The organism is Arthrobacter hankyongi (genome assembly GCF_022012395.1).
Taxonomy (GTDB): domain Bacteria; phylum Actinomycetota; class Actinomycetes; order Actinomycetales; family Micrococcaceae; genus Crystallibacter; species Crystallibacter hankyongi.
On record NZ_JAKLTQ010000006.1, the window covers coordinates 81,326 to 93,968 of the forward strand.

The window sequence follows — 12,643 nt, forward strand, 5'->3', positions numbered from 1 at the left end:
CCCCTGCCATGCTGCAGTCGCCGCTGCGCGAGCATTCCCGCATCCTGGGCCTGGGCGCCTACCGCCCGGACGTCATTGTGACCAACGACGACGTCTGCCAGTGGATCGAGTCCTCCGACGAGTGGATCCGCCAGCGCACCGGCATCGTCACGCGCCACCGCGCGAAGGCCGACGTCTCGGTGATCGACATGGCCGAAGGCGCCGCCCGCGAGGCGCTGAAGCAGGCCGGCATCGAAGCTTCCCAGCTCGGCGCCGTCATCGTCTCCACCGTCACGCATCCGTACGCCACGCCGTCGGCCGCCGCCGCGCTGGCGGACCGCCTCGGAGCGACACCGGCACCCGCCTTCGACATTTCGGCGGCCTGCGCCGGGTACTGCTACGGGATTGCCCAGGGCGACGCCCTGGTCCGCTCCGGTACCGCCGAGTACGTGCTGGTGGTCGGCGCCGAAAAGCTCTCGGACTTCATTGACAATACCGAGCGGAGCATGTCCTTTCTGCTCGGCGACGGCGCCGGCGCCGTGGTCATCGGCCCGTCGGACATCCCCGGAATCAGCCCGTCCGTCTGGGGCTCGGACGGCTCCAAGTGGGACGTCATCGGGATGAGCCGTTCGCTGCTCGATGTCCGCAGCCTGTCGCTCGACGCCGAGGCAGCCGGCTCGCTGGCCGCCGTAGCCGGGGAGTTCGGGGACAGCGAGCAGAAGCTCTGGCCCACGATGCGCCAGGATGGCCCGTCCGTGTTCCGCTGGGCCGTCTGGGAAATGGCCAAGACCGCCAAGCGTGCGCTCGAAGCCGCCGGCCTGCAGCCGGAGGACCTCGCGGCCTTCGTCCCGCACCAGGCCAACATGCGCATCATCGACGAGATGGTCAAGCAGCTGAAGCTGCCCGAGAGCGTCGTGGTGGCCCGGGACATTGCCGAGGCCGGCAACACCTCGGCCGCGTCCATCCCGCTGGCCACGCACCGGCTGCTGCAGGAGAACCCGCAGCTGTCCGGCGGCCTGGCCCTGCAGATCGGCTTCGGCGCCGGGCTGGTGTTCGGCGCGCAGGTCATCGTGCTGCCGTAGTATCTTCAGAGTTTCCCCCAACCAAGCCGTCAACAGCGGTTTGACCACCATCTGCCGGCCACTGCGCCGGCGGTACGAGAAAAGGAGCCATTCATGGCGAGCAACGAAGAAATCCTGGCAGGCCTTGCCGAAATCGTGAACGAAGAGACCGGCCTTGCCCCCGAGGCCGTGGAGCTGGACAAGTCCTTCACCGACGACCTGGACATCGACTCCATCTCCATGATGACCATCGTCGTCAACGCCGAGGAGAAGTTCGGCGTCCGCATCCCGGACGAGGAAGTCAAGAACCTCAAGACCGTCGGCGACGCCGTCGACTACATCGCCAAGGCCCAGGCATAGCTTTAGCGCAGGGACGGCGGCCGGCCGCGCCGCAGGCACGGGCGGCCGCCCCTTTGCGACCCACTGCTGAGATTTCCCCCAAACTTTTTGAGAGATTGAGTCAATGCCACGCAAAGTAGTCATCACCGGCCTTGGTGCCACCACCCCTATCGGCGGCGACGTGCCCACCATGTGGAAGAACTCGCTGAAGGGCGTCTCCGGTGCCCATACGCTCGAGGATGACTGGGTAGCCGAATTCGACCTTCCGGTGACCTTCGCCTGCCGTGCCACGAACCGGCCGGACGAGATCCTCACCCGCGTCGAGGCCAAACGCATGGATCCCTCCACCCAGTTCGCCGTCGTCGCCGCACGCGAGGCCTGGAAGGACTCCGGCATTGAAGAAATCGACCACGACCGTCTGGCCGTGGCCTTCGCTACCGGCATCGGCGGCGTCTGGACGCTGCTGGATGCCTGGGACACCCTGCGTGCCAAGGGCCCGCGCCGCGTCCTGCCGATGACGGTGCCGATGCTGATGCCCAACGGACCGGCGGCCGCCGTGAGCATGGACCTCGGGGCCCGTGCCGGCGCCCATACCCCGGTTTCGGCCTGCGCCTCGGGCACCGAAGCCCTCGCCCTGGGCATCGAGCTGATCCGCTCCGGCAAGGCCGACGTGGTTATGACCGGTGGCGCCGAAGCCGCGATCCACCCGATGCCGATCGCCTCGTTCGCCGCGATGCAGGCGCTCTCCCGGCGCAATGACGACCCGGAGCATGCCTCGCGCCCCTACGACCTCGACCGCGACGGATTCGTCATGGGCGAAGGCGCCGGCGCCCTGGTGCTGGAGGCCGAGGAGCACGCGCTGGCCCGCGGTGCCCGCATCTACGCAGAGCTGGCCGGCTCGGGCGTCACCGCCGATGCATACCACATCACCGCACCGGATCCGGAGGGTCTGGGTGCCACCCGCGCCCTGAAGGCCGCCATGTTCGATGCCCGCGTCCAGCCCGAGGACGTGGTCCACGTCAACGCGCACGCCACCTCCACACCGGTGGGTGACAAGCCGGAGTACACCGCCATGCGGGCCGCCTTCGGCGCCCATGTGGACAACGTGGCGGTCTCGGCGACCAAGTCCCAGACCGGCCATCTGCTCGGCGCCTCCGGCGCGGTGGAATCGGTGATGACCGTCCTGGCCATCTACGAACGCCAGCTCCCGGTGACCATCAACCTGGACAACCAGGATCCGGAAATTCCGCTGGACGTCGTCACCTCCGCCCGAACCCTGCCCGCCGGCGACATCGTGGCACTGAACAACTCGTTTGGCTTCGGCGGCCACAACGCCGTCGTCGTGTTCCGCAACGTCTGAACGTTCAGCGGCTGCCCCGTCCTTCGCAAGCTCAGGACGGGGACCCCTGCCGCTTCTCTTCGGGATCCGCGCTCCTGGGGCGCGGGTCCGGACCAGCACGAAGGGCGGCCAAGCAGATGCTTGGCCGCCCTTCGGCGTATCCAGCGGGAAGGTAGGAGGTAGGTTCCGGCGGTCCTAGCCGACCTGGTGCAGCCAGCGCACCGGTGCGCCCTCGGCAGCATGCCGGAAGGGTTCCAGCTCTTCGTCCCAGGCCTCCCCCAAGGCCAGCGAGAGCTCGTGGTAGACCGCCGCAGGATCCCCGGCGCCGGCTTCATAGGCATAGCGGATGCGGTCCTCGGACACCATGATGTTGCCGTGGACGTCGGTGATGGCATGGAAAATACCGAGCTCGGGCGTATGCGACCAGCGGCCGCCATCGACACCGCTGCTGGGCTCCTCGGTCACCTCGTAGCGCAGGTGGGCCCAGCCCCTCAGGGCAGACGCCAGCATCGCACCGGTGCCCTGTGGACCAACCCAGGACAGCTCGGCCCGATACATTCCGGGCGCAGCCGGTTGCGGCGTCCACTCCAAATCCGTTCGCTTGTCCACCACCGATCCGATGGCCCACTCAATATGCGGGCACAGCGCAGTCGGCGCCGAATGCACGAAAAGCACACCTCGAGTCATCACAACAGACATCCCATCCTCCTATTTGCTGTAGATACGTCTTCCCCTACGATCTGCAGCAAGTGGACGGTCATCCGGCACGGCGCCTCGGAAATTACAGTCTTGCTATTTGAGCCCCTCCCCTAGGTACGGCACTCATTCTGCCGTAAGAGCCGCGATTCTGCCAGTGTAACTACTTTTGTGCCATGCCAGCCCTAGGTTTAAGCCACACTTACGCTCTCGGATGCGCCTGCTCATAACTCCGGCGCAGCCTGTCCACGGATACGTGCGTGTAGATCTGGGTGGTGGCCAGACTGCTGTGGCCCAGGATCTCCTGGACCGAGCGCAGGTCCGCGCCGCCATCAAGCAGATGCGTGGCGGTGCTGTGCCGCAGGGCGTGCGGGCTGGTCGCGGCGGTGTCCCCCAGCTGAGCGAACAACTCTGCCGCTACGGCCCGCACCTGGCGGGGATCCACCCGGTGGCCGCGCCTGCCGAGGAACAACGCCGCACCGCTGGATTCGACGGCCAGCCGGCCCCGGCCCCGCCGCAGCCAGTCGTCCACAGCGGTGGCCGCGGGCAGCCCGAAGGGAACGGTGCGTTCCTTGTTGCCCTTGCCCAGTACCCGGACCGTGCGGCGTTCGTGGTCCACGTCCTCAAGGTCCAGGCCGGCCAGTTCGCTGACGCGGATGCCGGTAGCGTAGAGCAGTTCGACCATGGCCCGGTCCCGCACTGCGACCGGTTCGCCCTCGGCTGCGGCGGCGGCCAGGTTTTCGAACAGGGTGGCCATCTGGGGTTGCTGCAGGACCGCAGGCAGCGTCTTCCCGCGCTTCGGGGAGCGCAGCCGCAAGGCCGGGTCCTCCGGGATGAGTTCCTCGCGCAGGGCCCAGGCCGTAAAGGTCCGTGCGGCGGCAGCACGCCGTGCCATGGTCGAGCGGGCCTGTCCCGCAGAGCTCATCGCGCCCAGCCAGGCCCGCAGGGTGGCCAGGCTGAGCCCGTCCAGGCTGCGGATGCCCAAGTTCACCGCAAAGGAGAGCAGGTCCGCCACGTCGGCGGTGTACGCCCGGACCGTATGGACGCTGCGCGCCCGTTCCGCTGTCAGGTAGCGCGTGAAGCTGTCGACGGACGTGGCAAACTCCCGCGGCCACTGCTGCCGGTCGGTCGGGGCAGGTCCGTCATTCGAGCTCACCTTCCAACTGTGCGTCCTCGCCCTTCCCAGCTCAAGGAGGCGCACCGTGCAACCCCGGACCTCGGGCACTGCTGGTGGAACCCCGATGTCCTCTTCGGCGGGCCCGAGGTGTGGACAGTGGCGGCGGGCTCACTGCCTCCGGTTGCGGCGCCAGCCGCTGCCGTCCCGGACGGCGAGACCTGCCAGTTCCAGCCGGCCAAGGCCGGCGAGTACGCGCTGTTCCGGCAGCCCGGCCACCACCGCCAGTTTCCCGGCGGCAGCGCCTTGGCGGACCGGCAGCGCGTCCAGCAGCAGCAACTCCTCGACGCCCAGGCCGTCATGGTCCGCCAGCGGCGCCTGCCATCCCCCGCTCTCCGCTGTAGCGGCCTCGAACGGTCCGGCCAGTTCCGCTGCCTCCGCCGCATCCGTGACGCAGACCGCGCTCCCGTCCCGAAGCAGGCGGTGCGTGCCGGCCGAATTCGCCGAGTAGACCGAGCCGGGCACCGCGCCGACCGGACGGCCCAGGCCGGCAGCGTGGTGGGCGGTGTTGAGGGCTCCGGAACGCCACCGGGCCTCCACAACAATGGTGGTGCCGGCGAGCGCGGCAATCAGCCGGTTCCGCTGCAGGAACCGCCAGCGGGTGGGCGCGGACCCGGGCGGCACCTCCGAAATCAACAGGCCGCGCTCGGCCACCGCCCGCAGCAGCTCTTCATTGCCCGCCGGGTAGTAGCGGTCCAGCCCGCAGGCCATCACCGCCATCGTGGCCGGGACAGGAGCGTCCCCGGCGGCCGCCATCGCGGAGCGGTGGGCCTGGGCATCGATGCCGTAGGCTCCACCTGAGACGATGCAGCAGCCGCGCTGGACCAAACCGGCGGCGAGGTCGCCGGTGACGGCGTTGCCGTACCCGGTACTGTCCCGGGAGCCCACCACTGCGACGACGCGTTGCGCCGGCGGTATGCCGGCATCGAGGCGGCCGCGCACCCACAGGCAGAGCGGGGAACCCAGTTGCAGGTCCGCCAGGGCCTCCGGCCACAGCTCGTCCCCCGGCACCAGCAGGGTCCCGCCGAAGCGGGCGATGGTGGCCAGGTCCCGGCCGGGTGCCAGCTCCCTGGCCCGCGGCACCCAGCGCTCGAGCGCCTCCGCCAGCGTCCTGGCTCCGCCGTCTTCCGCAGCGCGTCCGAGCAGATCCTGCACGTCCGTCTGAAGACTGGGGCCCGGTGCCAGCGAACCCGTAGCGATCCGCAGGGCATCCACCGGCCCCACAGCGGCGACCAAGGCCAGGCCCACCCAGTCAGAGGGTTCCATCAGCCTTGACAGTGCCGCCCGTGCCTGCCGCTCGCCGCTCCCGGCCGCCGTGCTCATGCCGCCTTCACCTGCTGCCGGAAGGCCAACGCGGTCCCCACGCAGTCCCGGTCCGGGCTGGGCAAGCCCCTTAGGTCCGCCACGGTCCAGGCCACGCGAAGCACCCTGCTGTAGCCGCGGCCGGTCAGGACCTGCAGATCCATGGCGCGGTCCAGGTCCGCCGTAGCCTGGCGCGGCGGTTTCAGCTCCTTCTTCAGCAGCGCGGCTCCTGCTTCGGCATTCACATCGAGGCCCCAGCGGGCGAGCCGTTCCCGCTGGGCAGCGCGGGCGGCATGCACGCGCGCAGCGACCTTGCTGCTGGACTCCGCAGCGTCCCCGGCGGCAATGTCTGCCAGCGAGATACGCTGCATCGTCAACTGCAGGTCGATCCGGTCCACGAGCGGCCGGGAGAGCCGGCCGAGGTACCGGCGGCGCTGGTTGGGACTGCAAACGCACTCGAGCCCTTTGCCGCCCGACATGCCGCACGGGCACGGGTTGGCGGCCATCACCAGTTGGAACCGCGCCGGGTAGCTAGCGGAACCGGATGCGCGGTGGATGACCAGACTGCCGCTCTCCAGCGGCTGCCGGAGGGCATCGAGCACGGACCGGTCGAATTCCGGTGCCTCATCCAGGAACAGCACGCCGCGGTGGGCCCGGGAAACGGCGCCCGGGCGCGGGACGCCCGAACCGCCACCGACAATGGCAGCGCCGGTGGCCGAGTGGTGCGGGCTCTCGAACGGCGGCCGGCGGATCAGCTGGGTCAGCTGTCCGACGGTCCTGCTCAGGGAATGGATAGCGGTTACCTCCATCGCCTGATGGTCCGGCAGGTCCGGCAGGATGCCCGGCAACCGCTCGGCCAGCATCGTCTTGCCGGCCCCGGGCGGTCCGACCATGACCATGTGATGACCGCCCGCCGCGGCGATCTCCAACGCCGTCCGCGCTTCGACTTGGCCCGCGACATCCGCCATGTCCGGCTCCGGCAGTGCCGGCGGCGGCACACTTTCCTGTAGCTCCGCCGTGGCCTGCCCACCGGAGGGCAGCAGCAGTTGTCCAGGATCCGCGCCGAAGTCCAGCAGGACCTCAGCCAAGGTGGCGAAGCTCCTGATCCGGGCCCCGGGTACCAGCCGCGCCTCCGCAGCGTTGGCACCGGCCACCACGACGTCCGCGCAACCGTGGCGCACTGCCGCCATGACCGCCGGCAGCACACCCCGCACCGGGCGGAGCCTGCCGTCCAGTCCGAGTTCGGCGAGGAAGACGGTCCGTCCGCTGGGCCGGACGTCGCCGGAGGCTTGGAGCGCGGCGATCAGGATGGACAAGTCGAAGCCGGAACCCTTCTTGGGCAGCGAGGCGGGGACAAGGTTGACGGTGATCTTCCGGCGGCTCAGGGGAATGCCGGCATTCTTCGCGGCGGACTTGATCCGGTCCTTGGCCTCATTCAGCGAAGCATCCGGCAGGCCCAACAGGACGAAGGCGGGCAGGGACTGGGAGATGTCCGCTTCGACCTCCACAAGGTAGCCGTCCAGCCCGACCAAGGCCACGGCGAAGGTCCTGCCCAGCCCCATCAGCCAATCGCCTTCAACCGCTCGATGACCGGCTGGCCGGTACCGTCGTCCAGGACCGCGATCGCATCGATCCTCAGTTCTGCCGTGGCCAGGCCGTGGGCGCGCAGCCACTGCCGGGCGATGATCTGCAACCGGGTGACCTTGGCCGGGGTGATCGCCTCGAAGGGATGCCCGTAGTCCGGATTCCGCCGGGTCTTCACTTCCGAGACCACGACGGTGGCGCCCTCCAAGGCCACGATGTCCAGTTCGCCGGCCGGGCCGCGCCAGTTGCGGTCCACCACCTGCTGGCCGGTCTCCTCGACGAATCCGGCAGCAAGTTCCTCGCCCTGCCGGCCGAGCATATCCTTGGGTCTCATGCCCTCCAGCGTGCCCGCCGGTTGGCCGCCGAACCAGGCACTACCGGCCGGATGTGGACCGCCCGGTCCCGCACCGTGCTGTGGAGGACAAGCCGACGGTCACCGCCGCGGCGAAGGACCAGGCGCGGAATACAACCCCGCGGATGTCTAGGACCCTAAGGCGTCCTTGGGCAGGGCCAGATCGTCGTTCTTGGTCAGTTCCTCGATGTTCACATCCTTGAAGGTGATCACCCGGACGCTCTTGACGAAGCGGGCGGAACGATAGACATCCCAGACCCAGGCATCCTGCAAGGTCAGGTCGAAATAGATCTCGCCGTCGGCCGAGCGGGCCTGCAGGTCAACGTGGTTGGCCAGGTAGAAGCGCCGTTCCGTCTCCACCACGTAACTGAAGAGCCCCGCCACGTCCCGGTACTCCCGGTACAGCTGCAGCTCCATGTCCGTTTCATAGTTCTCAAGATCTTCGGCGCTCATACCTCTATCTTCCCCTACGCCGGCGGCAGTTCAGAGCCCGTCCGGCAGTACCGGGGCCAGCCGCCAGCTCCGCCGGTGGAATTCGCAGGCCCCTTGGGCCAGGATCGCTGTCCGGTGCGCCTCGGTGGCATAGCCCTTGTTCACTTCCCACCCGTAGCCAGGGTGCTCCAGCGCGAGCCCGGCCATCAGCGCGTCGCGCTCAACCTTGGCCAGCACGCTCGCCGCGGCCACGCTCAGGCACTGCAGGTCCGCCTTGATCCGGGTCCGCACCGGCGCGTCGCAGCCGGCGCTGTCGGCGTCGGCCCCCACGGCGTCGAACAGCGACGCCTGGGCAGGCGAGAGCCAGTTGTAGTTGCCATCCAGGATCACGATGTCCGGACGCGCCACGGCGGTGATCTGCAGCCAGGCCCGCGTACCGGCCAGGCGCAGCGCCGAGGTCAGGCCGAGTTCGTCGATTTCGGCGGCGCTGGCATGCCCCACCGCCCAGGCCGCCGCCCAGGAGCGGATCCGCGGCACCAGCAGCTCACGCTCGACCGGCGCCAGCAGCTTACTGTCGCGCACGCCTTTGAGGTGCTTGGCTCCGAGGGTGTCCACGACCACCATGCCGACGCTGACCGGGCCGGCCAGCGCGCCGCGGCCGACCTCGTCCGCCCCGGCCACGAACCGGTGTCCGTCCGCAGCGAAGGACCGTTCGAAACGGAGCGTGGCATCCTTATTCATTCCGGTCCTGCCTCCGGCTTACTGCCCGCTGCGGACCGGCAGGGCAGCCGGCTCGTCGGGAACGTTGGCGAACACCTCGGGATAGCTTCCGATGAAGCCAATCCTGGCCAGCGGCCAGGCAATGACCGCCGCCTTGCCTTCCACCGACCCGGCACCGACGAAGCCCTTCGAGGACTCGTCCCGGTGTTCGCGCGAGTCCGCCGAATGGTTGCGGTTATCCCCCATGACCCAGAGCTTGCCCTCGGGCACGGTGACATCGAAGGGAATCCGCTTGTTGTCCGAGCCCGGGGCCAGGTACGGTTCCGTGAGTGGCTGGCCGTTGACGCTGATCCGCCCGTCCGCATCGCAGCAGACCACATGGTCCCCGCCCATCCCGATGACACGTTTGACCAAATGCTGCTGCGAGCTGTCCGGCAGCAGGCCGACGAAGGTGAGCGCCTGCTGGACCAGGTTCGGCTGCGGATGGGTGCCGTTCGGCGGCAGCCAGCCCAGGTCGTCGCGGAAGACGACGACGTCGCCGCGGCTGAGCGCGAACGGCTGGGGCACCAGCAGGTTGACGAAGATCCGGTCGTCCACCTCCAGGGTCTGCTCCATCGAGGTGGACGGAATGAAGAACGCACGGAACAGGAAGGTCTTGATCAGGAAGGACAGCACCAGGGCCACGCCGACGATCAGGGCGATCTCGCGCAACCAAGTCAGCATCGGCGATTTGGCGGTACCGGTTCCACCATGCCGGCCCTCCCGGCGGCTGCGCCGCGTCGGTTCGCCGGCGCCGGTCTCCGGGTTGTCAGCGGGTTCCTGCTCCATTTTCACAGTCCTTGGTTCACTGTCCTTCGTCCGTGGCTGCAGCCCCGCCCAGCGGTGCCCGTTCCAGTTGCCTGCCGCGTTCCAACGGCCAAATAATCTCCAGCGGGCGGCCGATCACCCTGTCTACAGGAACCATACCGCCACCGGGCGCTCCCAGCAGAGACCGGGAATCGGCCGAAACCGAGCGGTGGTCCCCCATCAGCCACAGCCGGTCCGCCGGCACCTCGACGTCGAACTTCATGGTGCTGGGGGCGTCGCCGGGATACACATAACCCTCGGAAACGGGCATGCCGTTGATGGTCAGGCGTCCGTCCGGCGCACAGCAGGCGACCCTGTCCCCGGGCAGCCCGACCACCCGTTTGACGTACACCGTGCTGCTGCCGGCGACGCCGAGCCATTGGCCCAGCTTCAGGACGCCGTCCACCAGCGGCGAATTCCCGCTGCGGAACGGCGCGAAGGATCCCCTGCCATCGAAGACCACCAGGTCCCCGCGGCGGATCGGGCCGCCCCGGAAATCGGTGCGGGAAACCAGTACCCGGTCCCCGTCCTGCAGCAGCGGCTCCATCGAATCGGACGGAATGTAGTACACATCCACCAGCGTGGCGCGGACAACGGCGCTGGCCAGCACCGCCGCCACCAGGGCCAGACACACAAAACGCCAGCCCGGGAATCCGGGCCGGCGTTTTGGGTGCCGACCGGACGTGCTGTGGTCGGCTGGAGGCTGCTGCACCGCGTGGTTCAGTTAATCCAGGAAATCCGAAGACTGCCGAATTACTTGGCGGCGGTGTAGTCGCGCTTCTCCTTGATCTTGGCAGCCTTGCCATGGCGGTCGCGCATGTAGTACAGCTTGGCGCGGCGAACATCGCCCTTGGTGACAACCTCGATCTTCTCGATGATCGGGGAATGTACCGGGAAGGTACGCTCCACGCCGACGCCGAAGGAGACCTTGCGGACGGTGAACGTCTCGCGGACGCCGTCGCCCTGGCGGCCCATCACGAAGCCCTGGAACACCTGGACACGGGTGTTCTTGCCTTCGATGATGTTGACGTGGACCTTCACGGTGTCGCCCGGACGGAAGTCGGGGACGTCGTTGCGCAGGGATGCGGCGTCGACTGCGTCGAGGATATGCATTCTCATCACTCCTGGTGAACGCCACAGGTCATTCACTTTAATCACGGCCCCGGCGCCCGCCGAATGGGCGGACCGCGAGTGCCGAAAGTTCAGTTACCGCCGGGTCCGGGAATCGGCCGACGGCGTATTTGGCTGTTGGCTCTACGGCCCCCTGTGGCAGGCGCGAACCCAGCAAACACAATCATTCATTCTGCCACACCCCCGGGGCGGGCAACAATTCAAGCCTGGGGCAGGGCTTCTTCCACCAGCGAGACGCGGTCCGGCGTGACCGCATAGCCGAGCTCCGCCAGCGTGGCCCGGTCCGCCTTGTCCAGAGTGGCCGGGTCCAGGGCCTCGATCAGGTCCGGACGGCGGGCTGCAGTGCGGCGCAACTGCTCGTCGCGGCGGTGCCTGGTGATCCTGGCATGGTTGCCGCTTAGCAGCACGTCCGGGACGGCCCGGCCGCGCCATTGGGAGGGCTTGGTGTACACCGGATACTCCAGCAGTCCGTCCGAGTGCGATTCCTCGACGAGCGATTCGGGGTTGCCAACGACGCCGGGCAGCAGCCGCCCCACGGCTTCGACCATGGCCAGCACGGCCACTTCCCCACCATTGAGCACGTAGTCGCCGAGGCTGACCGGCCGGACGGTGAAGGCGTCCGCGGCCCATTCCAGCACCCGCTCGTCAATTCCCTCGTAGCGGCCGCAGGCAAAGACCAGCTGCTCCTCCTCGGCCAGCTCATAGGCGAGGGCTTGGTTGAAGACTTCGCCGGCCGGCGAGGGGACGATCAGGACCGGACGGGATCCGGAAGCCGGTTCAGGAACCGGGGACTCCGCGCGATCGCCGGGGCCCGCAGCGGATCCCCCGTCAGCTTCCTGTAGCACCGGGCGGCCCGGCAGGATGGATTCGAGCGCCAGGGCCCACGGCTCGGGCTTCATGACCATGCCGGCGCCGCCGCCGTACGGGGTGTCATCGACGGTGCGGTGCCGGTCAGAGGTAAAGTCCCGCAGGTCATGGACCTGCAGCTGCAGCAGTCCGTCCCGCCGGGCCTTGCCGATCAGCGACAGCTCCAGTGCGGCCAGGTACTCCGGGAAGATGCTGAAGACGTCGATGCGCACTAGCGCACCTCGTCGCCGTCGTCGGGTGTCCCGGCGGCGCCCGGGGTGTTGAGCTCAAACAGCCCCGCAGGCGGCGTCAGGCGGACGAAGCCGCCCGCGACGTCGACCTCCGGCACGATCGCGGTGACGAACGGGACCAGCACCTCCTCCCCCTCGGGGGTCCGGACCACCAGCAGGTCCTGGGCGGGCATCGTGTTCAGGCCGGCCACTTTGCCGACCTCCTTGCCATCCACCAGCACGGCCAGTCCCACCAGCTCATGCTCGTACCAGGCGTCGCCCTCGTCCTCGGTTTCCTCGGTGTTGATGAACAATTTGGCACCGCGCAGTTCCTCGGCCCGGTTGCGGTCCGGCACCTCGTGGAAAGCCAGCAGCAGGATCTCCTTGTTCCAGCGGGCGCTGCGCAGCGTCAGCGGCCCGAGCGCCGCTGGTTCCACCACGAACTCGGTGTCCGGAACGAAGCGGTCTTCCGGGGCGTCGGTGAGCACCTGTACGGTGACTTCCCCGCGAATGCCATGGGGCCTGCCAATCCGGGCAACCTGTAGCTGCATGATTCTCCTCATCAGTAAAAAACCTCCGGCTCCTGGACCAATATCTGGTGCAGGAGCCGGA

15 protein-coding genes are annotated in these 12,643 nt (G+C 68.5%); 3 read left to right on the top strand and 12 right to left on the bottom strand.

Annotation, left to right across the window (positions count from 1 at the left end):
• Positions 1-8: 8 nt before the first annotated feature.
• From LVY72_RS10290 to fabF, 3 genes are all read left to right on the top strand, one after another.
• Positions 9-1,061: a beta-ketoacyl-ACP synthase III gene (locus LVY72_RS10290; protein ID WP_269092406.1), complete on the top strand. Its 1,053-nt coding sequence runs from the start codon at positions 9-11 to the stop codon at positions 1,059-1,061.
• Positions 1,062-1,154: 93 nt separating this feature from the next.
• On the top strand, positions 1,155-1,400 hold the full coding sequence (locus LVY72_RS10295; protein WP_168486693.1) for an acyl carrier protein: 246 nt from the start codon (positions 1,155-1,157) through the stop codon (positions 1,398-1,400).
• Between the two features lie 103 nt (positions 1,401-1,503).
• A complete protein-coding gene (gene fabF, locus LVY72_RS10300; protein WP_237820497.1) occupies positions 1,504-2,739 on the top strand; it encodes a beta-ketoacyl-ACP synthase II in 1,236 nt (411 codons plus the stop codon).
• A 174-nt stretch (positions 2,740-2,913) separates the two neighbouring features.
• Here the strand turns inward: fabF and LVY72_RS10305 are convergent, their stop codons facing one another.
• From LVY72_RS10305 to rimM, 12 genes are all read right to left on the bottom strand, one after another.
• Positions 2,914-3,417 (bottom strand): DUF3145 domain-containing protein, encoded by a 504-nt coding sequence (locus LVY72_RS10305; protein ID WP_237820499.1) that lies wholly within the window; start codon positions 3,415-3,417, stop codon positions 2,914-2,916.
• A 199-nt stretch (positions 3,418-3,616) separates the two neighbouring features.
• The gene (locus tag LVY72_RS10310; protein ID WP_308190752.1) at positions 3,617-4,570 is read right to left on the bottom strand and encodes a tyrosine recombinase XerC; all 954 of its coding nucleotides are present in this window, start codon (positions 4,568-4,570) and stop codon (positions 3,617-3,619) included.
• Between the two features lie 129 nt (positions 4,571-4,699).
• Positions 4,700-5,911, bottom strand: coding sequence for a DNA-processing protein DprA (gene dprA, locus LVY72_RS10315; RefSeq protein WP_237820501.1), 1,212 nt, complete (start codon positions 5,909-5,911; stop codon positions 4,700-4,702).
• A complete protein-coding gene (locus tag LVY72_RS10320; RefSeq protein ID WP_237820503.1) occupies positions 5,908-7,452 on the bottom strand; it encodes a YifB family Mg chelatase-like AAA ATPase in 1,545 nt (514 codons plus the stop codon). The genes dprA and LVY72_RS10320 overlap by 4 nt, the downstream gene beginning before the upstream one ends.
• Positions 7,452-7,808, bottom strand: coding sequence for a YraN family protein (locus LVY72_RS10325; RefSeq protein ID WP_372463695.1), 357 nt, complete (start codon positions 7,806-7,808; stop codon positions 7,452-7,454). Before LVY72_RS10325 ends, LVY72_RS10320 begins: the two co-directional genes overlap by 1 nt.
• A gap of 147 nt (positions 7,809-7,955) precedes the next feature.
• Positions 7,956-8,279, bottom strand: coding sequence for a DUF2469 domain-containing protein (locus tag LVY72_RS10330; RefSeq protein ID WP_237820505.1), 324 nt, complete (start codon positions 8,277-8,279; stop codon positions 7,956-7,958).
• A 30-nt stretch (positions 8,280-8,309) separates the two neighbouring features.
• Positions 8,310-8,999, bottom strand: coding sequence for a ribonuclease HII (rnhB, locus tag LVY72_RS10335; RefSeq protein WP_237820507.1), 690 nt, complete (start codon positions 8,997-8,999; stop codon positions 8,310-8,312).
• 18 nt (positions 9,000-9,017) lie between these two features.
• Positions 9,018-9,806: a signal peptidase I gene (gene lepB, locus LVY72_RS10340; protein WP_372463696.1), complete on the bottom strand. Its 789-nt coding sequence runs from the start codon at positions 9,804-9,806 to the stop codon at positions 9,018-9,020.
• A 16-nt stretch (positions 9,807-9,822) separates the two neighbouring features.
• Positions 9,823-10,458: a signal peptidase I gene (lepB, locus tag LVY72_RS10345; protein ID WP_237820509.1), complete on the bottom strand. Its 636-nt coding sequence runs from the start codon at positions 10,456-10,458 to the stop codon at positions 9,823-9,825.
• A 119-nt stretch (positions 10,459-10,577) separates the two neighbouring features.
• Entirely contained in the window at positions 10,578-10,937 is a 360-nt protein-coding gene (gene rplS / locus LVY72_RS10350) for a 50S ribosomal protein L19 (RefSeq protein WP_237820511.1), read from the bottom strand.
• Positions 10,938-11,155: 218 nt separating this feature from the next.
• Positions 11,156-12,034: a tRNA (guanosine(37)-N1)-methyltransferase TrmD gene (trmD, locus tag LVY72_RS10355; RefSeq protein ID WP_237820513.1), complete on the bottom strand. Its 879-nt coding sequence runs from the start codon at positions 12,032-12,034 to the stop codon at positions 11,156-11,158.
• On the bottom strand, positions 12,034-12,582 hold the full coding sequence (gene rimM, locus LVY72_RS10360; protein WP_237820515.1) for a ribosome maturation factor RimM: 549 nt from the start codon (positions 12,580-12,582) through the stop codon (positions 12,034-12,036). Before rimM ends, trmD begins: the two co-directional genes overlap by 1 nt.
• Positions 12,583-12,643 lie beyond the last annotated feature (61 nt).

Bases quoted from the DNA above. Each gene is read 5' to 3' on its own strand.
- LVY72_RS10290 (WP_269092406.1), top strand. From the start codon at position 9: ATGCTGCAGTCGCCGCTGCGCGAGCATTCCCGCATCCTGGGCCTGGGC.
- LVY72_RS10295 (WP_168486693.1), top strand. From the start codon at position 1,155: ATGGCGAGCAACGAAGAAATCCTGGCAGGCCTTGCCGAAATCGTGAAC.
- fabF (WP_237820497.1), top strand. From the start codon at position 1,504: ATGCCACGCAAAGTAGTCATCACCGGCCTTGGTGCCACCACCCCTATC.
- LVY72_RS10305 (WP_237820499.1), bottom strand. From the start codon at position 3,417: ATGTCTGTTGTGATGACTCGAGGTGTGCTTTTCGTGCATTCGGCGCCG.
- dprA (WP_237820501.1), bottom strand. From the start codon at position 5,911: ATGAGCACGGCGGCCGGGAGCGGCGAGCGGCAGGCACGGGCGGCACTG.
- LVY72_RS10320 (WP_237820503.1), bottom strand. From the start codon at position 7,452: ATGGGGCTGGGCAGGACCTTCGCCGTGGCCTTGGTCGGGCTGGACGGC.
- LVY72_RS10325 (WP_372463695.1), bottom strand. From the start codon at position 7,808: ATGAGACCCAAGGATATGCTCGGCCGGCAGGGCGAGGAACTTGCTGCC.
- LVY72_RS10330 (WP_237820505.1), bottom strand. From the start codon at position 8,279: ATGAGCGCCGAAGATCTTGAGAACTATGAAACGGACATGGAGCTGCAG.
- rnhB (WP_237820507.1), bottom strand. From the start codon at position 8,999: ATGAATAAGGATGCCACGCTCCGTTTCGAACGGTCCTTCGCTGCGGAC.
- lepB (WP_372463696.1), bottom strand. From the start codon at position 9,806: ATGGAGCAGGAACCCGCTGACAACCCGGAGACCGGCGCCGGCGAACCG.
- rplS (WP_237820511.1), bottom strand. From the start codon at position 10,937: ATGCATATCCTCGACGCAGTCGACGCCGCATCCCTGCGCAACGACGTC.
- rimM (WP_237820515.1), bottom strand. From the start codon at position 12,582: ATGCAGCTACAGGTTGCCCGGATTGGCAGGCCCCATGGCATTCGCGGG.